The following is a 20013-nucleotide window of genomic DNA, read 5'->3' as shown; positions in this document are numbered from 1 at the left end:
GCCCCGGAGCTGTTTCGATCAAGCGAAATGCAATATGAAGGGGCGATGGAAATGTGCGGTAGGTACGTGATGGCCAAGGCCATCGGAGACCTTGTCGCGGAGGCCGAGGCCGAAGCGGATGCAAACCTCGAGCTGCGGCAGTCCTGGAACATCGCCCCGACCACCGACGTGCCGATCGTGCTGGAGCGGCTGATCGACGGGAAGCTGCACCGGCAGGTGCATGTGGCCAAGTGGGGGCTGGTGCCGGGGTGGGCCAAGGAAGCATCCGTGGGCGTGCGGGCGTTCAATGCCCGCAGCGAGACCGTGACCGAGAAGCCGACCTTCCGTGCCGCGGCGAAGGCCCGGCGCTGCGCGGTCCCGGCCGAGGGGTACTACGAATGGCTGGCCGGGGACACCCCCAAGGCCAAGAAGCGCCCGTTCTACGTCCACCCCGCCGACAAGTCCTTGATCTTCTTTGCCGGGCTCTACGAATGGTGGAAGGACCCGTCCAAGGAGGATGGCGACCCTGACCAGTGGCTGCTCTCCACCACGATCCTCACCTGCCCGTCCCCGGCAGCCGACTCGGAATCCGAGGTGTTGGCGAAGCTGCACGGCCTGCATGACAGGTTGCCGATCCCGCTGTCGAAGGACGCCATGGCCGAATGGCTGGACCCCGAGGACAAGAGCGCGGCCGAGCTCGTGGAGATGGCGCGCGCCGGTGCCGACGAGGTTGCCTCAGGCTGGGAGTTGCGCGAGGTCGATTCCGCGGTCGGCAACGTCCGCAACGACGGGCCTGAACTCGTAGAGGAGCACTCGGGACTGTTCTGAGGCCGAGCCCGCCTCCCGCCGGCTACGTACGACTGCGTATGGCCCCGGCCGCGCCCCCGGGGAAGACTGGTGCCTGTCGGTGCGAAGGGAACGCGCCACCAACCTTGGAGGAATCAACATGGGTATCAGGACTTGGGGGATCCGGGCGGCTGCGGCCACCGGGGCCGTGGCATTGGTGTCGGTGGTGGCGGCGCCGGCGGCGCTGGCGCACGAATGCTTCAAGAAGCAGTGGAGCGATGCGGCCTACGCACAGCAGCTGCAACAAAAGCGTTGGATGCCGCTGGACGTGCTGGCCGAGCAGTTCATCATCGCGGAGGTTGCCCCGGATTGCGTGGGCAAGATCGATCTGGCCCCCTACCTGGAGCCGTGGATGGAAGCCGAGGGCATCTCGCATGTGCCGCTGATCTATATGAACTCGAGCATCTCGGAGAACTCGTTTGCCGCTTGGGCCAACGCGTCCGGGAACTCGGGCCCGGGACTGCTCGGCTCGGGCAAGGAGAGCCGTGCCATCGGCTACATCGGGAACCACATCGGTGCCCTGGATCAGCTGCTGGGCCAGGCGCTGGGCGATGCGGTGTCAAGCGGGGTGTGTGAATTCCCGGCGTAGACTCCGGGACGAACATCGGCACCGGCGGGCTGCCGGGGGAGCAGCCCGCATTGCTGGGCGCGGAGGACCGCCGACAGGCGGTCCACCGCGCCCAGTTTTCGGTACAGGTTCTCCTGGTGCTTGTGCACCGTGCGGTGCGAGACGCCCAGCCGGGTGGCGATGCCGTGGGCCGTGCAGCCCCGGGCCACCAGGGCAAGGACCAACAGCTCGCGCGCGGTCAGTGGGCGCTCCGGTTCGGCCGCGGGTCCGGGCAGCAGGGATTCGAGGAGGTGGATGTGCGTATCCAGGCCGCGCACGATCGGCTGGAGGAAGCGTGCGGACTGGCGGTCGGAATCCCGGTAGACCCCGTCGCTGACGAAGCCGTAGGTTGCAGACTGCGTTTCGGCCGTGCCCAGCGGCAGCGAGAGCTGGTGCCGGCCCACGCCGAGCCGCTCGATCATGGAGTCGGCGAACTCGGAGATCGCCCAGCCTCGCTCGCAGACCTCAAGCAGGGTCACCGGCGCGGTGTCGGAGGTGGTGTTGTGGTACGCGAACATCGGGTGGTCGGCACCTGCCCGCTGCGCAGCCAGTTCCCAGGCCGCGGTGTCGAGCACGGGGTAGTTCCCGAAGATCGAGACCTCGCTGAGTCCGCCCGGGGCAGCCAGCGGGGCCTTCACTGCCGCAAACGCGTGAAACGACTCCAGCAGGGCTTCGTTCAACAGTTTCCGGGCCGTTCCCGGGTCCGTTTCCTGCAGTATCCCGGCGGCGGTGTCGAGCCATCGTTCACGAAGGCGGCCAATGCTGTCCATGCAGGTGGTCCCCTCCCAAGCACGCTGCGACGAAGTACCCGTTGGGGGACATGCTACGCTGCCCCGAGCCCGGGCGGGAGGGGCGCTGGGCGGTGCCTCCCGCTGTGCCGTTGCGCCGCTGGGTCAGTGGCCGGCGGCCATGGCCACCAGGGCGCCGCGGCTTTGCACCCCGCACTTGGCAAAGAGGGACTTGAAGTCGTCCTGGACGGTGTACCTGCCGATGCCCAGGGCGCGGGCCAACGCAGCGGTGTCCAGCCCGCTCGCGGCAAGTCCGAGCAGCTGGCTTTCGCGCGGGCTCAGGGCGAAACACCTCCCAAAGACCGCCATGCGCTCGGCGGGCAAAGCGTCCTGGATGGTCACCGCGATGGGTGCCGGAGCCCTGTCCGCCGGAGTGTTCATGCGGGTTGCCGACAAGCGCGCCCAGACCCCGGAGCCCACGTGGACCAGCGAACCGGCCGGGTGCGCATCGATGCCGCGCTCTTGGGCCAGTAATTGGGCGGCCACGTTGAGCACCTCCGCCGGGATGCCCTGGTGCGGGCGGGGCCCGGGTTGCAGCAGCTCCAGCCAGAGGTTCGCGGTTTCGGTCTGGCTGATGATGCCCAGGTTTTCGGCCAGCACCAGCACCGCCTGGGGGTGGGGCGGTGCTGCGCCACCGTTGCCGGCCTGGAACTGCCTCGCCGAGCAATGCCGCAGGCCGGCGGTGATCGCCGGGGCCAGCGATGACAGCTGTTCCGCCTCGGCGGCGGTGAACACGCCGTCCCCGTGGCCCCGCCACAAATCAAGCCAGCCCCAGGTGCCCCACCTGTCCGCGAAAACAATCGACAGGACATCGGTGATCGAGTGCCTGCGCAGGACCCCGGCCCAGGACTCGCTGCGGGACAGCTCGCCGTCGGTGGCCGCGGCCAGCGAGACGGCGCGCGCCGGGGCAGCTGGCAGGGTGGTCCACCGGTTCAGCGCCGTGGCGTACTTCAGGGTGATCAACAGGGGCAGTTCCGCTGTGCCCGGGACCTGAGCCATCGGGGAGATCCCGACAGTGGTGATCGGGTCGGCCAACGGCCACACCCAGGCCTCATGCCCGATCGAGGCCGAGAGTTCCTCGAGCACCTCACGGCGGTAGGCGTGGCTCTCGAGCCGTGCCTCATCGAGCGCCGTGACACGTTGGATAAGGCGTTCGGCGGCCCACCTGCTTCCCATGTGACAAGTATGCGCGCCGGCCCCATGCCGGGAGGATGTCCGGGTGCGGGTGGACCCCAGAAAACTGGGATGGCGGGCCACCGGGGGCTGCGCCTACGCTCAGGCCATCGGCACCAAGGGAAAGGAAGCCACGATGTATACGCTTCAGATAGAACACGGAGTGAAGGACTTCGAGATGTGGAAGGGGGCGTACGGCAACGACCCGCTGGGGCGGATCCGCTCCGGCGTCCTGGCCGAACGCATCTTCCGTCCCGTCGATGACCGGCACTACGTGGTGCTGGACCTCGACTTCGCCTCGCACGCGCAGGCCCAGGAGTTCCTGGACCGGCTGCGGTCGGATGTCTGGGCCATTCCCTCGGCTTCGCCCGCGCTGGCCTCGGGACCCAAGACGCGGATCGTGGAGCAGGTGGATGGTGACAGCCGGGCCTAAGCGACCTGTCGGATGCCCCTCCGGACCCGGCGGCTCGCCCGTCGGATCCAGGGGCATCCAGCCCTGCGGCACGCGAAAAGGAAAGGCGCCCTGGGAGGGTATCCCTCATCCGGACGGCCACCCGTACGCTTAAGGACATGGATAACAGGTCGGAAGTGCGCGAGTTCCTGATGTCGCGCCGGGCCAAGGTCACCCCGGAGCGTGCCGGCCTGCCGGTGTACGGCAACCGGAGGGTTGCCGGCCTGCGCCGCGGCGAGGTGGCAAGCCTCGCAGGAGTCAGCGTGGAGTACTACGCGAAGCTTGAACGCGGAGCGATTGCCGGGGCCTCGTCGTCGGTATTGGACGCACTGGCCCGCGCCCTGATGCTCAGCGAGACCGAGCGGGCGCACCTGTTCGACCTGGCCCGCGCCGCCGACGGCATACCGACCTCGGGGCGCCAACGCCGCCCCGCGTCCCCTGCCCGGCCGCCGCGTGAACCCCTGCAGTGGGTCATGGACTCGATGAAGGACTCCGTGGCCTTCGTGCGCAACGAGGCCCAGGACCTGCTGGCCGTCAACGAACTGGGCAGCGCGTTCTATTCGCCGGTGATCGGCGACGGCGGCGGACGGACGCCGAACCTTGCCAGGTTCCAGTTCCTGGACCCCGCGTCCAAGGACTTCTACCCGGACTGGGAGCTGTTCGCGCAAATGTGCGTAGCCATCATCCGGAACGAGGCGGGGAAGGACCCGCAGCACCGCGGCATCCAGGATCTGGTCGGCGAACTGTCCACCCAAAGCGGGAGCTTCCGCACCCTGTGGGCCGCCCACGACGTGCGCACCCACGGCACGGGAACCAAGCGGTTCAACCACCCCGAGGTGGGGGAGCTGGTCCTGGCCTACGAGGAACTGGCCATCACCGCAGACCCGGGGCTGAAGCTCATGGTCTACACGGCACAACCGGGCTCGGAATCCCACCAGAAGCTCCAGCTGCTCGGTTCATGGAACAAGACCCGCATCGCCAACAACCCCGCTCTTCGCGCAGGGGAAAGGAAATAGAAACCGTGGCACACAAATTCCTGCCCAAGGCCCCGACCACCAAGAACGGCCCGGAGCAGTTCACCGGCGACGTCTGGGTGGACCCCATCGCCTCTCCGCAGGAGGAAGGCCAAGGGATGATCGTCGCCCGGGTCCGCTTCGCCCCCGGGGCCCACACGGCATGGCACTCCCACGCCAGGGGCCGGACCCTGCACGTGACCAGTGGTGTCGCCCTGTTCGGCACGCGCGACGGCACGGTCGTGGAAGCCGTGCCCGGCGAAACCGTGTACTGCCCCGCGGGGGAGGAACACTGGCACGGCGCCACGCCGGAAGACTTCATGGAGCACCTGGCGATGCTTGAGAACGCGGATGACCCTTCGCAGACCACCCGGTGGCTCGAACACGTCGCCGAGGGCGACTACCGCCGCCCGGGCAGCGGCAAGGCCTAGACACTGTCAGGGGCACGGATGGGGCAAGGCGTGACGCGCGGTCCGGGAGCAGCGCGCCCCTGCATTTTGCCGGACTCGAAGGCATCAACCGGTGCGGTCAACTTGAACCGCCACCCGAATGACAAGGACACCATGGAACTCAACGACCTGATCGCCCAGCTGGATGCCGGGCACACCATCACGGGGGACTCGCCCCTGCACGGCATCATGCACCGGGTCAGCCAGGAAGCGCTGCGCATCACCGGCGAGCTCAACGGCGGTTACCACGAGCCGGAGCGGGTCCGGGAGCTGCTCGCGCAGCTGACCGGGAAACCGGTGGATGAAAGCGTGACCCTCTTCCCGCCCTTCAACGCCGACTTCGGCAGGAACATCACCCTGGGGAAGCGGATCTTCATCAACGCCGGGTGCAAGTTCCAGGACCAGGGCGGGGTAACCATCGGGGACGGCACGCTCATCGGGCACAACGTGGTGATCGCAACGCTGAACCACGACCTCGCCCCGAGCCGCCGCGCGGACATGCATCCGGCACCCGTGGTGATCGGGCGCAACGTGTGGATCGGCTCCAACGCCACCATCCTGCCCGGGGTCAGCGTCGGGGACGACGCCGTGGTGGCTGCCGCCTCCGTCGTCACCAGGGACGTGCCGGCCGGAGCCGTGGTGGTGGGTTCCCCCGCACGGGTGGTGCGCACCGTCACCGGGTAGCGTGCACCGGAGTCACCGGGGGCGTTGCCGTTCTTCGCCTGCCGCCGCGGCTGCGGTGTCCGGCACCCCGGGGCCGGGCACGGCCCCGGGGTGCCCGCGCCGCAGCATGGCCAGCGCACAGGCGGCGACCACCGTGCCGGCAACGAGCATCAGCCAGCGGTAGTCCACCACCGCCACCAGCAGTGCGCCCGCCGCGATCGACGCCAGTTGCGGGACGTTGAGCACCAGGTTGGTGGCGGCTGCGGCCCTGCCCTGCAGCCGCGCAGGGGTCATGCGCTGGCGGGTGGTCACCAGCGCCACGAAGATCCATGGCACACCCACGCCGGCCAGGAACAGCGCGGGGATGACGAAGGCCAGCAGCAACCCGGGGCCGGCGACCAGCGGCACCAGATCGGACGCCGCGGCAAACGCCGCCAGCGCGACCAATGCCAGCCCCAGGCCGACTGCCCGGCCCGGCCCGGCCCTGCGCATCAGCGTAGCCGCGGTCAGGCCGCCAAGAATGCTCCCTGCTCCCTGCAGGCTCATGAGCACCCCGAAGAATGCCGGTTCCAGGCCCAGGCCCTTGTCGATAAGTTCGAAGAGTGCCGAGTCGAACATCCCGATGACGCCCAGCGCGGTTGCGGTGACCAGCACCATGCGCCACAGCAACGGGATCCGGACCAGGTGGCGGAACCCGGCGGAGTTCTCGTGCCAGAACCCGCCGCGTTCGGAGGCCGCCTCGGGGGCCGATTCCTGCACGGAGACCGTCAGCAACAGGAGTGCGGTGAGCAACAGCACCCCGGCGACGCCCAGGGCCAGCGCGTCGCCGCCCCACACCGTGTAGAGGGCCGCGCCCAGCAGGGGAGTGAAGATCCGCAGCCCCTGGTCGATCGTGGAGAGCATCCCGTTGGCGCTGTCCAGGTGCTCGTCATCGAGCATGTCGCGCACCAGCCCGGACTGGGCTGCGCCGTTGAGGATTCCCAGCAGTCCATAGCTGAATGCCACCGCGTAGATCAGCCAGAGGTCCCCGGGTCCGGCGACCAGCAGGAGCAGCAGGGCGCTGCCGGCGGACAGCGCGTTGCCCGCCACCAGTAGCCTGCGGCGTTCGAACCTGTCGGCGAGCGTTCCGACCAGCGGGGAAAAGACAATGGGCAGTCCCAGTGCCAGGAACACGAGGCCGGCCGCGCTCGAGGAACCGCAGATGTCCTTGGCCCAGATGGACAGGGTCAGGAATCAGGGCGCTGTCGGCGAGGTTGCCGATGGTCCAGACGCCGGTGAACCTGCGGAAGACCGGGATGGACAGCAGCGCTTTCACGACTCATCGCCCTTGCGGATGAGGTCGTGGGCCAGGGTGGTGGCCATGAAGACGCGCACGGGGGCGGACGCAGCTGGGCGCCGGGTCGGGTCGGTGATGCGATCCAGGAACGGGGCAATGAGTTCGTTGTACCGCTCATTGAGGGTGTCGGCTTCCTCGGGGGTCAGGAACAGCGTCGAACCGGCCTCGAACAGGTGCCCCTTCCAGGTTTCGGGAACCGGCAGGTGCCGTCCGGCACGCAGGCGTTCGAATTCCCAGTTTTGGAGCATGTCGCCAAGGGCCAGGGCTGCCGACAGGGAATCCGGGTCCACCTTGTTCCGGTCCAGGTTCTGGGTGACGTCGGTGATTTGCCAGGGCCTGTTGCGACCGGTGGCTCCGGGTGCGCGCTCAATGTAACCGTGCTCGGCCAGGGTGCGCAGGTGGAACGAGCAGTTGGCCGGGCTTTCGCCGACGTACTCGCTGCAGCGGGCCGCGGTGATCGGGCCCTGGGTGCCGACAAGCTCCAGGAGCCGGATGCGCAGGGGATGGGCCAGTGCCCGCATGGCCTTGGGGTCGGTGATGTCCATGCGCCAAATGTACTATCGAAAGAACCCTTTCGCAAGAGTTCTTTCGATATGGCGTCCGCCGACTGCTGAGTGCATTGCGCGATGGGCAGGCCGCGGGCCGTGCGGGACCCCCTCTCGGTGGCCACCGGCCTCGGGGCGCGGGGCATGCGCACGGCGAAGACCCCCTGTGGTGCGCGTTACTTGGGCATGTGACGCGGTTGCGGATGATGGGAATATTTGTGAACACAATGATCCCATTGGCCATGTCGGGCCGGCCCGGGTGTTGCTGATCCTTGGCCATTGGTGAGTTTTGCACCGGGCCACAATCTCGCCTGTCAAGCGTGCCATTGCTCCTGGGTGTGTGAATATGGTAACTTTTGTGAAACATTGTAAATAGCGGTGAAGGCGCCGCGGCAGACGGGGAGTGAACATGGGTGTTCAGCTTGGTGTAATCGCCGATGACTTTACGGGTGGGACCGACATCGCGAGTTTTCTCGTGGCCAACGGGGTGAAGACCATCCAGCTATCGGGCATCCAATCGCTCGACGCCATTGCCGATGACGTGCAGGCAATAGTGGTCAGCCTCAAGAGCCGTTCGAATCCAGTATATGAAGCCATTGAACAGTCGTTGCAGGCCCTTGAACTGCTCAAGACCGCCGGTGCCCGACAGATCTTCTTCAAATATTGTTCAACGTTCGACAGCACCGCCCAGGGGAACATAGGTCCTGTCACCGATGCGCTCCTGAACGCCTTAAACGAGAACTTCACCGTCGTCTGCCCGGCGCTGCCGGTCAACGGGCGCACCACCTACCAGGGGTACCTATTCGTCAACGGCGTGCCACTCCACGAATCGGGAATGCGCAACCACCCGGTCACTCCGATGGCCGATTCAAGCCTGGTTCGTCTCATGGACGGCCAGTCCCGGGGGACCACCGGGCTGGTTCCTGTGGACACCGTTGAACGGGGTCGCGAAGCAGTGGGCGAGGCCCTGGCCGAACTGAAGGCCGCGGGAAACCGCTATGCGGTGCTCGATGCCCTCAACGACCGGCACCTGAATGTACTGGGCGAGGCCGTTGCCGAGATGCGCCTGGTAACTGGCGGCTCGGGACTTGGTGGAGCCATCGCCCGGGCGCTCCCGGCCACAGCCAAGGGTGAACGCTCGTCCTTCACTCCAAAGGCCGGGTCGGCCGTGATCCTGTCGGGTTCCTGCTCGGTCATGACCAATGACCAGGTCGCCGACTACAAGACCAAGGGCCCTTGTCTCGCCGTGGATGTCGACCGACTGCTGACCTCGCCAACTGGTTACGACGCGGATGTTCTGGCGTGGTTCAGTGATCAGCCCTCCACCGGCCCTGCTCCGCTGATCTTCGCCACTGCTGGTCCTGAAGAAGTGCAGCGTCTCCAGCGGACCTACGGTTCGGTCGAAACAAGCCAGGCCATCGAGGGATTCTTCGGCCGAATCGCCATCCGTCTGGTGGAGGACGGAATCCAGCGCATGGTGGTGGCTGGCGGCGAAACCTCCGGTTCGGTCACCACCGCGTTGGGCGTCACGGGATTCGAGGTGGGAGAACCGATCGCCCCGGGCGTTCCCTGGGTCCGGTCACTTGATGGACAGGTCGACCTGGCCTTGAAATCGGGAAACTTCGGAACCATCGATTTCTTCAGCCAAGCCCAGTAGGACCAGGAAAGCCGATCATGCCGAAATTTGCCGCGAACCTGTCCATGATGTTTACCGAATTGCCGTTCCTGGAGCGTTTCGAGGCCGCGGCGACCGCTGGCTTCAACGCCGTCGAGTACCTCTTCCCCTACGACTTCGAGAAGTCTCAGATCGCTGACAAGCTAAAGGCCCACTCTCTCGAACAAGCCCTTTTCAACGCCCACGCGGGGGACTGGGGCGGCGGCGAGCGCGGGCTGGCCACGTTGGAAGGACGACAACAGGACTTTCGGGATTCGATCACCCAGGCCTTGGACTATGCCCGGGCCCTCGCCTGCCCCAAGATCCACATCATGGCAGGAATCAGCGAAGTCACCGCTGAGACCGAGGCCCTGTATGTCGAGAACGTGCGGTATGCGGCCGACCTGGCGACCGAGCTTGACATCGAGGTGCTGATCGAACCGATCAACGCCCGCGACATGCCCGGATATTTCCTGGGCAGCGTTGCCCAGGCAGTCGACCTGCTTGAGCGGATCGACCGGCCAAACGCCCGCCTGCAGTTCGACTACTACCACGCCCAAATCACCGAGGGCGATGTCACCATGCTGATGCGCGATTCCATCGATTCCATCGGCCACATCCAGATCGCCTCGGTGCCCGAGCGCAACGAACCGGATACCGGGGAGCTGAACTACCCCTACGTGCTGGCCGAATTGGATGCCGCGGGATATCGCGGATGGGTGGGGTGTGAATACCGGCCGGCAGGGGAAACCACCGCGGGCCTGGGATGGCTCGCCGCGTACCGAAGCGACGCCAAGTGATTCCCCTCGAGCGCCAGCGCGCCATCCTTCAGATGCTTCAAGAACAAGGAAGCGTCAGCATCACCAGCCTTGTCGAGGTCTTGGGCGTATCTCACATGACGGTGCGCCGCGACATCCACCGGCTCGAGGAACTCGGCCGTGTCGTCTCTGTCCCCGGAGGAGTGAGCAGGCCCGAGCGACTGGCCCTGGACCAGTCGCATACGGTCAAGGAAGGCCTGCAGCAAGCGCAGAAGCTTGCCATCGCACGGGCTGCCGCCGAGCAGGTCCAGCCCGGCAACGTGGTGTTCCTTGACGCCGGAACTACCACGCTGTCCATCGCCCAATATCTGGCCCCGATGCCGAACATGGTCTTCGTGACCAACGACCTGTCGATTGCCCTGAGCCTCTCCGAACGCTCGAGCAATGAACTCTACTTCGCCGGAGGCGCCCTGGACCGTGCCAACCTCTCGTCGGACGGTTCACTGACCGCACGCATGATTGCCCAGTTCAACGTCGATGTGGCGTTCATGTCCACCTCCTCCTTTGATCTGCGCGGAACCTCCGTGCCCACCGACGCCAAACTGGCGGTCAAACGGGCCATCAAGGAGACCGCCGCACGCACCATCTTGGTGAGCGACAGCAGCAAGTACGGCCGGGTGGCTAGCCTGCAGGCAGTCAAGCTCACCGACATCGACGGAATCATCACCGATTCCGGACTTGCCGATTCGGCGGTCGAGAAGATCAAGGAACTGGGTATTCCCCTCACCCTGGTCGACCCCCATCTCGAATTCCCCAACTAAAGAAAGTTTCAAAGATGAAAATCATAGTTACCGGCGGAGGCGGATTCCTCGGCAGCCGCGTCATCCAGCTGCTCCTGGAGCGCAAGGATGCAGGCACCGGCACCGTGGAATTCGACCAGATCGTATCCTTGGACCTGGCAGAATGCCCGGTCGACGATTCGCGCGTCACCTCGGTCAAGGGAAGCATCGGCGACATTGAATTGCTCCACGGGCTGGTCACAGAGGACACCGTGGGCATCTTCCACCTCGCTGCCGTACTCAGTGGCGGCTCCGAGGAAGACTTCGACCTGGCGATGAACGTCAACGTCGACGGAACCCGGGCACTGCTTGAGGCGGCCCGGAAAACCAAGGCCGCCCCGCGCTTCGTGTTCACCAGCTCCCTGGCCGTCTTCGGCGGGGAAATGCCACAGACCGTCCCGGAGAACCTGGCCACGCAGCCGGAGTCGACCTACGGCATGGTCAAGTCCATCGGCGAACTGCTGGTCAACGAGTACACCCGCAAGGGATACATCGACGGGCGCATCTGCCGCCTGCCGACCATTTCCGTGCGCCCGGGCAAGCCGAACTCCGCGGCATCGTCCTTTGCCAGCTCGATCATCCGCGAACCACTGAACGGCACCGGAGCGGTGTGCCCGGTGCCGGTTGAAACGAAGATGTGGCTTTCCTCGCCCAACGCCGCGGTGGCCAACCTGGTCCATGCCTTTGAGCTTGGTGGAGAGCTGCTCGGCGGCTGGCGGGTGCTCAACGTCCCGGGACTGAGCGTCACAGCCGGGGAAATGCTCGAAAGCCTGGCCCGTGTCGGTGGCCAACAGGCGCGGGACCTGGTGGAGATCGCTTACGACGCGAAGATCGATGCGATCGTCGGCTCCTGGCCTGGTGCTTTCGACGTCGAACGCACGCGCAGCCTCGGTTTCGTCTCCGACACCGACTTCGACCAAGTCGTCCAGCAATACCGCGACGATTTCATCGCGAACTAACTCTCCCCAGATCCTAGGAACACCACCATGAATTTTGCGGTTGAAACAATCGCAACTGCCAGCCCGGCGGCCATCGTCGGGCTTGTGGTTGCCATCGCAGTGCTTATCTTCCTTGTGCTCAAGACCAAGGTGCATGCACTGCTGGCCTTGATCATCGCGGCGTCCATTGCCGCGCTGGCCGCCGGCATGACACCCGAAGCGGCGGTCGCCTCGATCACCGCCGGATTCGGCTCCACCCTTGCCACCATTGGCCTGGTCGTCGGCTTCGGCGTGATGATGGGCCGCATCCTGGAAGTTTCCGGGGCCGCCGAGAAATTGGCCATCTCCATGATCCGCTGGCTTGGCAGCAAGCGTGAAGACTGGGCGCTGTCGGTCGCAGGCTACATCATCTCCATCCCGATCTTCGTGGACAGCGCATTCGTGATCCTCACCCCGCTGGTCAAGGCGCTGTCCACCAGCACCGGCCGCTCGAAGCTGACGCTGGGCATCGCCATGGCCGGCGGCATGGTGCTGACCCACCACGCGGTCCCGCCGACTCCGGGCCCGCTGGGTGCCGCAGGCATCTACGGCGTGTCGATTGGCGACATGATCCTCTACGGGTTGCTGCTGACCCTGCCTGCGCTGGTGACCGTCACGCTCTACGCTCGTTTCGCTGGCCCCAAGATCGAGGCCATGGCACCGGTTTCGGTGTCTGTGGCGACCGGAGGCGGGGACAGCATTCTGCCCGTCGCCGATGACAAGACCACCGCCAAGGAAGCCTTCAAGGAATTCAACGAGCTTGCGGATGAACGCCTGAAGGAACTCCCTTCCCTGTTCCTTTCCCTGCTTCCGGTTCTCGGGCCCATCGTCTTGATCTTCCTGAACACCGGCATCTCGGCTGTTGCCAAGGCCACCGACGGAGCCATCCCGTGCCGAGATGGAAAAGGGTGTTGAATCGGCCGGCATCATCCTGCTGGTCACCGGTGGCGGTGGAGCGCTCGGCGCGGTGCTGCGAGACAGCGGTGTTGGCGATGCCATCGGCCAGTGGGTCTCGACCCTCCCGCTGCCGAGCATCCTGATCCCGTTCCTGATCGCAACCATGGTCCGCCTGGTGCAGGGCAGCGGAACCGTTGCCATCATCACCTCGGCATCACTCTCTGCGCCGATCCTTGCCCAGATCCCCGACGTCAACATGGTCCTGGCCGCACAGGCTGCCTGCTTGGGCGCCATGGTGTTCAGCTACTTCAACGACAGCCTGTTCTGGGTCGTCAACCGCATGCTTGGAGTCACCGACGTGAAGCGGCAGATCCTGACCTGGTCCATTCCGACCACGGTGGCCTGGGCCACGGCCCTGGTCACGATCCTGGTCGCCGACATCTTCCTCTGATGGGTACTCACCCATCCACCAACATTCCAAAGCAAAGGGCAGTAAGTGAAGTTTCTCGAGACTAGAGCAGAAATGGTGGAGTTGGCGGCAAGCCTTTTCCAGCGTGGATACTCGGTGGGCAGCGCCGGCAACATCAGTGTCCGCGTGGCCGATGGCTACCTGATGACACCCACGAACTCATCGCTGGGGCGGTTGGACGCCGAGAGCTTGTCGCTCCTGGACCACGGGTGGAACCACATTTCGGGCGACGCCCCCTCCAAGGAAGTCGTTATGCACCGCGCCATGTACGAGGCACGGCCAGATACCGGGGCCATCGTCCACCTGCACTCCACGCATGTGACAGCGCTCAGCTGCCTGGCACCCAGCAACGGGCCTCTGATCAAGCCACACACCCCGTACTTGGTGATGCGCTTGGGCGAAGACATTCCCTTGGTTCCCTACTACAAGCCGGGGGACCCCGGCATGGAGCGCGACATCCTTGAAGCCGCCCGGGAGGCCAAAGCCATTATCCTGGGCAACCACGGAAGCATTGTCGCTGGGAAGAGTCTGGTTAATGCGGTGGATTCCGCCGAGGAACTGGAAGTGTCCGCGCAGCTGGCGCTGTTGCTTCGCGGGCGGGATACCCGTCCGCTGACAGCAGCAGAGATTGATGCCTTGATGAACCGGTAGCACCGGTCGGCTGTGGTCGTCCTATCTGGGCGATAAAGGGCCCGTGGCCGGTGATTGCTATGCAGTCGCCGGCTACGGGCCTTTTCGTGGCCAGCGGCCTGACGGGCTGCCACGTCGAGTAAGGGAAGCGCTGATAGCCTCGATTCCATGAAGCAATCCGAGCTTGAAACGCTCACCGCCCTGCGCAGGGCCAAGGACATGATCGACCGCGAATACGCGAAACCCCTGGATGTACCCACCATGGCGACCAAGGCCCTCATGTCCCCGGCGCATTTCTCCCGGCAGTTCAAGGCCGCCTACGGGCAGAGCCCCTACGCGTACCTGATGACCCGGCGCATCGAGCGTTCCATGGCCCTGCTGCGCGCCGGGGTCAGCGTCACCGACGCCTGCATGGAGGTGGGGTGTACCTCGCTGGGTTCCTTCAGCACCAGCTTCACCCAAATCACCGGGGAAAGCCCAAGCGGCTACCGCAACCGGGAACATGCGGCGGTGGAAGCCATGCCCGCCTGCATCGCCAAGTCCGTTACCCGCCCCAAGAGCACCAGGACGCCCCGGTACTAGGCCCCCAGGATCTTGCGCAGCGCCTCGGCCGTCAGCTCCCGCGACGGGGGTGCGGTGCCCAGGGCGCGGTGGATGGAGATCCCCTCGATGAGTGCATCAACCTGGTGCGCCGTTGCCGCGTCCATGTGGCGTTCCAGGGCCCGGGCACTGATCTCGAGCCAGCCTTGGGTGATGTTCCTGAACCGCGCATCGCGCGCCGCCAGCGCATACAGCTCCATGGTCAGGACCAGGGAACGGCGGGAATCCAGCACATCGTCGTGGATCAGCTCCACCAACGCCGCAACCAGCTTCGCGCCGGCAAATTCACCGGCAAGCCCCGCGGCGAAGCGCTCGCCGACCTCGGCGGCAAAGCGCGTGAAAGCCGCCTCGAGCAGCTCGTCCATGCAGGGGAAATGGTAGGTCATCGAGCCCAGCGGCACATCGGCGAGCGCCGCGACCTTGCGGGGCGAGGTGCCCGCCACGCCTTGGGAGGCAATCAGCTCCACCGCGCAGTCGATGATGCGTTCGCGGCGGTCCGGATCGACCCTGCGGGTGGACACCTAGGACCTAGAGGTTCTTGATGACGCGGGCGGGATTGCCCACCGCCACCACGTTGGCCGGAACGTCCCCGGTGACCACCGAACCGGCGCCGATGACGCTGTTGTTCCCGATGCTGATCGGGACGGCGTCCAGGGTCGTGAGGTTGTGGCTGGTGAAGGTGCGCTCGCCGATCGACAGCTGGGTCCCGTAGTCCACGAACGGCGGTGGCTTGATCTCCACGTGCTCGCCCAGATGCCCCACGAAATCGACCATGACGTGCCTGGCGGCATGTTGGCATCGAGCAGGATTCAAGAAGCGCCCCCGGTCCACCCGGACCTATGGTTGAGCCATGGATATTTCACTGCAGTACTCACACATCACCGTCAACGACGTCGACGCGGCCATTCCCTTCTACCGCGACGGGCTGGGCCTGAAGGTGGAAAACGACGTCGCCTCGGGAGAGCACCGCTGGGTCACCCTGGGCTCCGACACCCAGCCGGGGCTGGGCATCGTGCTCTCGGACCCGCACGCAGGGCGCTCGGAGGCCGACGGCAACGCCATCCAGGAACTGCTCACCAAGGGGGTGCTGCCGATGACGGTCTTTTCCACCTCCGACCTGGACGGACTCTTCGAGCAGGTGCGGGCCACCGGGGCCGAGGTCCTCCAGGAGCCCATCGAACAGCCGTGGGGCCCGCGGGACTGCGCGTTCAGGGACCCCTCGGGCAACTTGATCCGGCTCTCGCAGCGCCAGTAGCCTAACCCTTCGGCGGACCAAGCGCAGCGGGCCCGCTGTTGTTGGCCCCGTGCCTACCTGATTGGCGGAACCGGTCCGATCGGGTCCGGTTCAACGGGCGGATACGGATGCTGCGGATCGGGCCGGGGCGGCAACGGCCCCGGGTCCGGCGGCGGATCGTAGGGCGGCACGGGAGGCCCGGGCGGAATCGGTGGAGTCGGCGGAACACGGCCGGGCTCGGCCGGCCGGTCCGGGGGCTCGGGAGGCTGTGGGATGGTCATGGCCGCTCACTTCCGTCGATGGTGGTTGCAGGCCCAGTGTATGACGTGCCGACGTGCCGCGATACCCCCCCCCGCGCGCCACACCTGCGCTCACGCTTCCGGGCCTCTTTTTCGCGGATCCGGACGTAAAATTGGAGGGCCAGATTTCCACCCGAGGATGGTTCCCCATGTCACTTTCGACCAGCCCATTGACCACCATCATTCCCGTCACCGATGCCGAGCGGTCGCGGAAGTTCTACGAGGATGCCCTGGGCCTTCCCTTCCGGGGCAAGGCAGCGGACGGCAACCTCGTTTTCACCCTCGCCGGTGCCGGTTCGATTGCCCTGCTCAGCGATCCGCAGGCCAAGCCCTCCACCCACACCGCTGCCAGCTTCGAGGTCAACGACATCGCCGACGCGATCGGCGACCTCGATGGCCGCGGCGTGGTCTTTGAGGACTACGACCTGCCGGACCTGAAGACCGTCGACCACGTCTGTGTCCTTGGATCGGAGAAGGCCGCGTGGTTCAAGGACCCCGACGGCAACATCCTGTGTCTCCACGAGGAGCACGCACAGGCATAGGTGGCCCCGCCCGGTCCCTGCCCTGCCGGCAGGGACCGGGTGCCCCCTGCCCGGCGCAGGGGCATGAGCGTCCCCGGACCATGCGATGCTTGAAGCATGGATCTGGAGATTTCACCGGCGCTGTCGATTCCGGCATCCGAGCTCGACTGGCGGTTCTCACGTTCCTCGGGGCCCGGCGGTCAGCACGTGAACACCTCGGACAGCCGCGTCGAGCTGTCCTGGAACATTGCCGGCTCCCGCGTGCTGACCGACGCGCAGCGCGAGCGCCTGGTCTCGCGCCTGGATTCGAAGCTCGTTTCCGGCGTGCTCACCATCTCGGCCTCCGAACAGCGCTCCCAGCTGCGCAACCGCGAGATTGCGCTGCAGAAGCTCGCCGGGATGCTGGCCTCGGCGCTGGCGCCGGATGCGCCGCGCAGGCGTGCCACCAAGCCGACCAAGGGCTCCCAACGCCGCCGGCTCGCCGCGAAGTCGCAGCGCTCGGCCACGAAGCAGCAGCGGCAGCGGCCCTCGGCCGAGTAGCGGTCCTGCCGCGGTGCGTTGTGCCGGGCTCATGGCCAGCAGTGGAGGCGGCGTAGATCGTGCCCGTCCGGTCGAGCCACAGGCCCGGCCCAGGTCCTCCGCGCGGATGTTGCGTGGCCAGCCCGACGGAGGTTCCCTCGTTGCCGACTTCCATCAGCTGCCGAAACCCGGGCCTGCCGGCCTGTCAAGTGCGGCTGCGTTCCAGGCCCGTGGCCGGAAGCTTCAGGTGGTTGACCCCACCGGGTTCGGGGATGGGGGAAAATGTATGCGTCCGCCCCGAACGGTGGCAGGATGTCGTTACCGACACGCAGCTCCCCACGTGGGCGCAGCCAAGGGGGACCCGCATGAAGAAAGAACTGAACGACGTCGCCAACGCCGCCGAAGATGCCTCGAATTCCCGGGCATTCGTGATTGCCGCCAGGGCCGGCTTTGCCGTCAGCGGCCTGTTGCACGTCCTGGTCGGGATCATTGCGGTCAGGCTGGCCTTCGGGGATTCCAAGGATGCCGAGCAGAGCGGCGCGATGGCACAGCTGGCGGCCCAACCTGCCGGGTACGCCCTGGTGTGGATCGGCAGCATCGCTTGCCTGGCCCTGGGGCTGTGGCAGATAAGCGAAGTCCTTTTTGGATACCGCCGCGCCCCGGCAAGGACGAAGCTGGGCAAAAAGCTGTCCGCCGCCGGCCAGGGCATCGTTTTTCTCGCACTCTCCGTCGGGTTCGGCTCTTTTGCCTTGGGCAACCGCAAGGACAGCAGCGAGTCCACCAGCGACGCCACGGCCGGCATCATGTCCATGCCCTTCGGCCCCGCGCTCTTGCTGCTCATCGGAGCCGGCATTGCCGTGACCGGAATCGTCTTTGCGGCCAGGGGCATCTTGAAGTCGTTTGCCAAGCAGCTGTCCCTTCCTGCCTCGAAGGCCTTGCGGCAGGCAACCGTGGTGCTGGGCGTCTTGGGCTACGTTGCCAAGGGCGTGGCCCTGTTCCTGGTGGGGCTGCTGGTCATCGTTGCCACGGTGCAGGCGGATCCCGAGGAATCCACGGGGCTCGATGGTGCGCTCAAGGCGCTGCGCAGCCAACCCTTCGGCGTATACGCGTTGGTCTTCATCGGCGTTGGCCTGGGGTGCTACGGGCTGTTCCAGATCGCCAAGTCCCGCTTGGCGAAGATGGACTGAATGCCTGCGCGGCTTCGTGCGGCGCGCGGAGGCCGACGGAAGGCTGGCCTGCACTCCGCGAAGCGGCTAGCGTGGGACTCATGAGTGATGAGAACCGGAACATGGCCGAAAACGAAGAGCCCGGAAACAACCTGACACCCAACACCGACGAACGCGAAGTCAGCGAGAAGCAGCTGTCCAAGTGGAAGAGCGAGGGCGGTGCCCTGTCCGAGGATTTCGACCCGGATGCGGCGCCGTCCGACTCCGGGCAGTAACCGCCGGGGGCTTGCCGGGTGTGCAGGGCCACGTGCCCTGCACACCTTTTTTATAGGTGGCGCAGGTAGCGTTCGGGCAGGTTCATGAAGGAGCGCCAGTTGGTCACCAGGTCCAGCTCGTCCCAGGCGCTGTGCCGCAGCCCCCACGGGCCGACCTCGTAGATGTCGGCCCCGGGCAGGGAAGCGAGCAGCGGCGAGTGCGTGGACATGATGACCTGCGAATCGCCCTGCGCCATGAGGTCCTTCAGGATTCCCACCAGGGCCAGGCACCCGGAGAACGAGAGTGCGGACTCGGGCTCGTCGAGAACCCACAGCCCGCCCTCGCGGAACCTGTCCACGATCAGCTCGAGGAACGATTCGCCATGGCTCATGGTATGGAATTCCGGATCCTTGCGCCGCAGCGTGGGATTTTCCTCCAGGTAGGTATAGAAACCGTGCATGGTTTCGGCGCGCAGGAAGTATCCGCGGCGGCTGGCACCGATGTTCCGCACCAGCTGCAGGTGCTTCTCCATGCCCGATTCGGTGGCACGGGTGCTGTGTTGCGCCCCGGTGGAGCCGCCCTCCGGGGACAGCCCGTAGCCCAGCGCTATGGCTTCGATAAGCGTGGATTTCCCCGAACCGTTTTCGCCCACGAAGACCGTGGCTGCACCGAAGTCAAGACCCTGGTCCAGCAGCTGGCGCACCGGCGGGAGCGTCTGGGGCCACTGGTTGCGCGGTGCGGGGGAAAGCTCGTGTTCGGCGATCCGGCGGATCGGCAAGCTGGAGAGCCTCATCGGTGGCGGGAGTTCTCAGACACCGGTGACGGTTCCGTCGTCGTCGATGGCGAAGGACGGGTTGTGCACAAAATCCCAGCGGAAGCCGTCCGGGTCTGCCACGCACGCGCTGGTGCCGCCCCATTCCCGGGTGGTTGGCGCGCCGATCGGGGTTGCGCCGGCGTCCAGGGCGCGGGCGTAGAGGTCGTTGACCTCGGCGACGCTGGTGGTGTTGTGGCCCAGGGAGACCGGAGGGGCCAGCGGGCCGTGCCCGACTTCCCCGTATTCGCCGGGCATCGATTCGACGTTCCACAGCGCGAGCATGAGCCCGTGGCCGGCCTGGACGAACAGGATCTCGCCGGGGATGAAATTGATTTCGCGGAAACCCAGGCCCGTGACGTAGAAGTCGCGTGACCGCTGGACATCGCGCACCCCAAGGGTGAGCGCGGTGACTGCCGGGGGCGTGTCTATGCTCATGCACCCAAGCATAGGCCCATGTGAATGGGCATCAAGAGGACCCCTCAACAACAAACCGTAGTACGCATGTTCTACTCTCGTCTTGTCTAGAACAAA

At 66.0% G+C, this 20013-nt stretch carries 27 protein-coding genes; 19 read left to right on the top strand and 8 right to left on the bottom strand.

Features of this window, described 5'->3' with window-relative positions:
- Window positions 1-51: 51 nt before the first annotated feature.
- Together BLJ79_RS13025 and BLJ79_RS13020 are read left to right on the top strand one after the other, a co-directional pair.
- Window positions 52-807, top strand: a complete 756-nt coding sequence (locus BLJ79_RS13025) for an SOS response-associated peptidase (protein ID WP_175475476.1) — start codon at window positions 52-54, stop codon at window positions 805-807.
- 118 nt (window positions 808-925) lie between these two features.
- Window positions 926-1414 (top strand): hypothetical protein, encoded by a 489-nt coding sequence (locus BLJ79_RS13020; protein ID WP_071215163.1) that lies wholly within the window; start codon window positions 926-928, stop codon window positions 1412-1414.
- Here BLJ79_RS13020 and BLJ79_RS13015 read toward each other — a convergent pair.
- A complete protein-coding gene (locus BLJ79_RS13015; RefSeq protein WP_071215162.1) occupies window positions 1351-2202 on the bottom strand; it encodes a helix-turn-helix transcriptional regulator in 852 nt (283 codons plus the stop codon). The two genes, BLJ79_RS13020 and BLJ79_RS13015, sit on opposite strands and share 64 nt — an antisense overlap.
- A gap of 123 nt (window positions 2203-2325) precedes the next feature.
- Window positions 2326-3396: a helix-turn-helix transcriptional regulator gene (locus BLJ79_RS13010; protein ID WP_071215161.1), complete on the bottom strand. Its 1071-nt coding sequence runs from the start codon at window positions 3394-3396 to the stop codon at window positions 2326-2328.
- Window positions 3397-3529: 133 nt separating this feature from the next.
- Here BLJ79_RS13010 and BLJ79_RS13005 point away from each other — a divergent pair, with 133 nt between their 5' ends.
- The 4 genes from BLJ79_RS13005 to BLJ79_RS12990 all read left to right on the top strand — a co-directional run bounded on the left by BLJ79_RS13005 (window position 3530) and on the right by BLJ79_RS12990 (window position 5990).
- Window positions 3530-3826, top strand: coding sequence for a hypothetical protein (locus BLJ79_RS13005; RefSeq protein ID WP_071215205.1), 297 nt, complete (start codon window positions 3530-3532; stop codon window positions 3824-3826).
- Between the two features lie 137 nt (window positions 3827-3963).
- Window positions 3964-4860 (top strand): helix-turn-helix transcriptional regulator, encoded by an 897-nt coding sequence (locus BLJ79_RS13000; RefSeq protein ID WP_071215160.1) that lies wholly within the window; start codon window positions 3964-3966, stop codon window positions 4858-4860.
- Window positions 4861-4865: 5 nt separating this feature from the next.
- Window positions 4866-5288, top strand: coding sequence for a (R)-mandelonitrile lyase (locus tag BLJ79_RS12995; protein WP_286135391.1), 423 nt, complete (start codon window positions 4866-4868; stop codon window positions 5286-5288).
- 132 nt (window positions 5289-5420) lie between these two features.
- Window positions 5421-5990 carry a DapH/DapD/GlmU-related protein gene (locus BLJ79_RS12990; protein ID WP_071215203.1) on the top strand — a complete coding sequence of 190 codons (570 nt, stop codon included), beginning with the start codon at window positions 5421-5423 and terminating at the stop codon, window positions 5988-5990.
- 12 nt (window positions 5991-6002) lie between these two features.
- Here BLJ79_RS12990 and BLJ79_RS12985 read toward each other — a convergent pair whose 3' ends face one another.
- Together BLJ79_RS12985 and BLJ79_RS12980 are read right to left on the bottom strand one after the other, a co-directional pair.
- Window positions 6003-7187 (bottom strand): MFS transporter, encoded by a 1185-nt coding sequence (locus tag BLJ79_RS12985; RefSeq protein WP_286135398.1) that lies wholly within the window; start codon window positions 7185-7187, stop codon window positions 6003-6005.
- Between the two features lie 93 nt (window positions 7188-7280).
- Window positions 7281-7850, bottom strand: a complete 570-nt coding sequence (locus BLJ79_RS12980; protein WP_071215158.1) for a winged helix-turn-helix domain-containing protein — start codon at window positions 7848-7850, stop codon at window positions 7281-7283.
- Window positions 7851-8259: 409 nt separating this feature from the next.
- Between BLJ79_RS12980 and otnK the strand changes: the two genes are divergently transcribed.
- The 8 genes from otnK (at window position 8260) to BLJ79_RS12945 (ending at window position 14656) form a co-directional block, all read left to right on the top strand.
- The gene (gene otnK, locus BLJ79_RS12975) at window positions 8260-9507 is read left to right on the top strand and encodes a 3-oxo-tetronate kinase (RefSeq protein WP_071215157.1); all 1248 of its coding nucleotides are present in this window, start codon (window positions 8260-8262) and stop codon (window positions 9505-9507) included.
- Window positions 9508-9524: 17 nt separating this feature from the next.
- Complete coding sequence (gene otnI / locus BLJ79_RS12970; RefSeq protein WP_071215156.1) at window positions 9525-10304, top strand: 2-oxo-tetronate isomerase; 780 nt, start codon at window positions 9525-9527, stop codon at window positions 10302-10304.
- Window positions 10301-11083 carry a DeoR/GlpR family DNA-binding transcription regulator gene (locus tag BLJ79_RS12965; RefSeq protein ID WP_071215155.1) on the top strand — a complete coding sequence of 261 codons (783 nt, stop codon included), beginning with the start codon at window positions 10301-10303 and terminating at the stop codon, window positions 11081-11083. Before otnI ends, BLJ79_RS12965 begins: the two co-directional genes overlap by 4 nt.
- A gap of 14 nt (window positions 11084-11097) precedes the next feature.
- Window positions 11098-12060, top strand: coding sequence for a D-erythronate dehydrogenase (gene denD, locus BLJ79_RS12960; RefSeq protein ID WP_071215154.1), 963 nt, complete (start codon window positions 11098-11100; stop codon window positions 12058-12060).
- 27 nt (window positions 12061-12087) lie between these two features.
- Window positions 12088-12993: a GntP family permease gene (locus BLJ79_RS12955; protein ID WP_286135389.1), complete on the top strand. Its 906-nt coding sequence runs from the start codon at window positions 12088-12090 to the stop codon at window positions 12991-12993.
- On the top strand, window positions 12977-13426 hold the full coding sequence (locus BLJ79_RS23735; protein WP_286135388.1) for a GntT/GntP/DsdX family permease: 450 nt from the start codon (window positions 12977-12979) through the stop codon (window positions 13424-13426). The genes BLJ79_RS12955 and BLJ79_RS23735 overlap by 17 nt, the downstream gene beginning before the upstream one ends.
- Window positions 13427-13471: 45 nt before the next feature.
- The gene (gene otnC / locus BLJ79_RS12950; RefSeq protein ID WP_071215153.1) at window positions 13472-14095 is read left to right on the top strand and encodes a 3-oxo-tetronate 4-phosphate decarboxylase; all 624 of its coding nucleotides are present in this window, start codon (window positions 13472-13474) and stop codon (window positions 14093-14095) included.
- 147 nt (window positions 14096-14242) lie between these two features.
- The gene (locus tag BLJ79_RS12945; RefSeq protein WP_071215152.1) at window positions 14243-14656 is read left to right on the top strand and encodes a helix-turn-helix domain-containing protein; all 414 of its coding nucleotides are present in this window, start codon (window positions 14243-14245) and stop codon (window positions 14654-14656) included.
- Here the strand turns inward: BLJ79_RS12945 and BLJ79_RS12940 are convergent.
- On the bottom strand, window positions 14653-15195 hold the full coding sequence (locus tag BLJ79_RS12940) for a TetR/AcrR family transcriptional regulator (RefSeq protein WP_071215151.1): 543 nt from the start codon (window positions 15193-15195) through the stop codon (window positions 14653-14655). The two genes, BLJ79_RS12945 and BLJ79_RS12940, sit on opposite strands and share 4 nt — an antisense overlap.
- A 7-nt stretch (window positions 15196-15202) precedes the next feature.
- Window positions 15203-15448, bottom strand: a complete 246-nt coding sequence (locus BLJ79_RS24060) for an LbetaH domain-containing protein (protein ID WP_071215150.1) — start codon at window positions 15446-15448, stop codon at window positions 15203-15205.
- Window positions 15449-15524: 76 nt separating this feature from the next.
- Here BLJ79_RS24060 and BLJ79_RS12930 point away from each other — a divergent pair, with 76 nt between their 5' ends.
- The 5 genes from BLJ79_RS12930 to BLJ79_RS23380 all read left to right on the top strand — a co-directional run bounded on the left by BLJ79_RS12930 (window position 15525) and on the right by BLJ79_RS23380 (window position 18688).
- Entirely contained in the window at window positions 15525-15929 is a 405-nt protein-coding gene (locus tag BLJ79_RS12930; protein WP_071215149.1) for a VOC family protein, read from the top strand.
- Window positions 15930-16356: 427 nt separating this feature from the next.
- A complete protein-coding gene (locus BLJ79_RS12925; protein ID WP_071215148.1) occupies window positions 16357-16749 on the top strand; it encodes a VOC family protein in 393 nt (130 codons plus the stop codon).
- A gap of 96 nt (window positions 16750-16845) precedes the next feature.
- The gene (gene arfB, locus BLJ79_RS12920) at window positions 16846-17268 is read left to right on the top strand and encodes an alternative ribosome rescue aminoacyl-tRNA hydrolase ArfB (RefSeq protein ID WP_071215147.1); all 423 of its coding nucleotides are present in this window, start codon (window positions 16846-16848) and stop codon (window positions 17266-17268) included.
- A 344-nt stretch (window positions 17269-17612) separates the two neighbouring features.
- Complete coding sequence (locus BLJ79_RS12915) at window positions 17613-18434, top strand: DUF1206 domain-containing protein (protein ID WP_071215146.1); 822 nt, start codon at window positions 17613-17615, stop codon at window positions 18432-18434.
- An 80-nt stretch (window positions 18435-18514) separates the two neighbouring features.
- Window positions 18515-18688, top strand: coding sequence for a hypothetical protein (locus tag BLJ79_RS23380; protein WP_175475474.1), 174 nt, complete (start codon window positions 18515-18517; stop codon window positions 18686-18688).
- A gap of 50 nt (window positions 18689-18738) precedes the next feature.
- On the opposite strand, the gene BLJ79_RS12910 is transcribed toward BLJ79_RS23380, so the two are convergent.
- Together BLJ79_RS12910 and BLJ79_RS12905 are read right to left on the bottom strand one after the other, a co-directional pair.
- Window positions 18739-19461 carry an AAA family ATPase gene (locus BLJ79_RS12910; RefSeq protein WP_071215145.1) on the bottom strand — a complete coding sequence of 241 codons (723 nt, stop codon included), beginning with the start codon at window positions 19459-19461 and terminating at the stop codon, window positions 18739-18741.
- A 15-nt stretch (window positions 19462-19476) separates the two neighbouring features.
- A complete protein-coding gene (locus tag BLJ79_RS12905) occupies window positions 19477-19917 on the bottom strand; it encodes a VOC family protein (protein WP_071215144.1) in 441 nt (146 codons plus the stop codon).
- Window positions 19918-20013 lie beyond the last annotated feature (96 nt).

Source organism: Arthrobacter sp. UCD-GKA (assembly GCF_001863355.1).
Lineage (GTDB): Bacteria > Actinomycetota > Actinomycetes > Actinomycetales > Micrococcaceae > Paeniglutamicibacter.
Note: the sequence above shows the minus strand (reverse complement) of the source record. Positions and strands in the feature narration are given on the sequence as shown.

Coding starts and splice junctions, on each gene's coding strand:
- BLJ79_RS12905 (WP_071215144.1), bottom strand. CDS start 19,917: ATGAGCATAGACACGCCCCCGGCAGTCACCGCGCTCACCCTTGGGGTG.
- BLJ79_RS13015 (WP_071215162.1), bottom strand. CDS start 2,202: ATGGACAGCATTGGCCGCCTTCGTGAACGATGGCTCGACACCGCCGCC.
- BLJ79_RS12915 (WP_071215146.1), top strand. CDS start 17,613: ATGAAGAAAGAACTGAACGACGTCGCCAACGCCGCCGAAGATGCCTCG.
- BLJ79_RS13025 (WP_175475476.1), top strand. CDS start 52: ATGTGCGGTAGGTACGTGATGGCCAAGGCCATCGGAGACCTTGTCGCG.
- arfB (WP_071215147.1), top strand. CDS start 16,846: ATGGATCTGGAGATTTCACCGGCGCTGTCGATTCCGGCATCCGAGCTC.
- BLJ79_RS24060 (WP_071215150.1), bottom strand. CDS start 15,448: ATGGTCGATTTCGTGGGGCATCTGGGCGAGCACGTGGAGATCAAGCCA.
- BLJ79_RS12925 (WP_071215148.1), top strand. CDS start 16,357: ATGTCACTTTCGACCAGCCCATTGACCACCATCATTCCCGTCACCGAT.
- BLJ79_RS12930 (WP_071215149.1), top strand. CDS start 15,525: ATGGATATTTCACTGCAGTACTCACACATCACCGTCAACGACGTCGAC.
- BLJ79_RS12945 (WP_071215152.1), top strand. CDS start 14,243: ATGAAGCAATCCGAGCTTGAAACGCTCACCGCCCTGCGCAGGGCCAAG.
- denD (WP_071215154.1), top strand. CDS start 11,098: ATGAAAATCATAGTTACCGGCGGAGGCGGATTCCTCGGCAGCCGCGTC.
- BLJ79_RS12910 (WP_071215145.1), bottom strand. CDS start 19,461: ATGAGGCTCTCCAGCTTGCCGATCCGCCGGATCGCCGAACACGAGCTT.
- otnK (WP_071215157.1), top strand. CDS start 8,260: ATGGGTGTTCAGCTTGGTGTAATCGCCGATGACTTTACGGGTGGGACC.
- BLJ79_RS23735 (WP_286135388.1), top strand. CDS start 12,977: ATGGAAAAGGGTGTTGAATCGGCCGGCATCATCCTGCTGGTCACCGGT.
- BLJ79_RS13000 (WP_071215160.1), top strand. CDS start 3,964: ATGGATAACAGGTCGGAAGTGCGCGAGTTCCTGATGTCGCGCCGGGCC.
- BLJ79_RS23380 (WP_175475474.1), top strand. CDS start 18,515: ATGAGTGATGAGAACCGGAACATGGCCGAAAACGAAGAGCCCGGAAAC.
- BLJ79_RS13020 (WP_071215163.1), top strand. CDS start 926: ATGGGTATCAGGACTTGGGGGATCCGGGCGGCTGCGGCCACCGGGGCC.
- BLJ79_RS12955 (WP_286135389.1), top strand. CDS start 12,088: ATGAATTTTGCGGTTGAAACAATCGCAACTGCCAGCCCGGCGGCCATC.
- otnI (WP_071215156.1), top strand. CDS start 9,525: ATGCCGAAATTTGCCGCGAACCTGTCCATGATGTTTACCGAATTGCCG.
- BLJ79_RS12990 (WP_071215203.1), top strand. CDS start 5,421: ATGGAACTCAACGACCTGATCGCCCAGCTGGATGCCGGGCACACCATC.
- BLJ79_RS12980 (WP_071215158.1), bottom strand. CDS start 7,850: ATGGACATCACCGACCCCAAGGCCATGCGGGCACTGGCCCATCCCCTG.
- BLJ79_RS13010 (WP_071215161.1), bottom strand. CDS start 3,396: ATGGGAAGCAGGTGGGCCGCCGAACGCCTTATCCAACGTGTCACGGCG.
- BLJ79_RS13005 (WP_071215205.1), top strand. CDS start 3,530: ATGTATACGCTTCAGATAGAACACGGAGTGAAGGACTTCGAGATGTGG.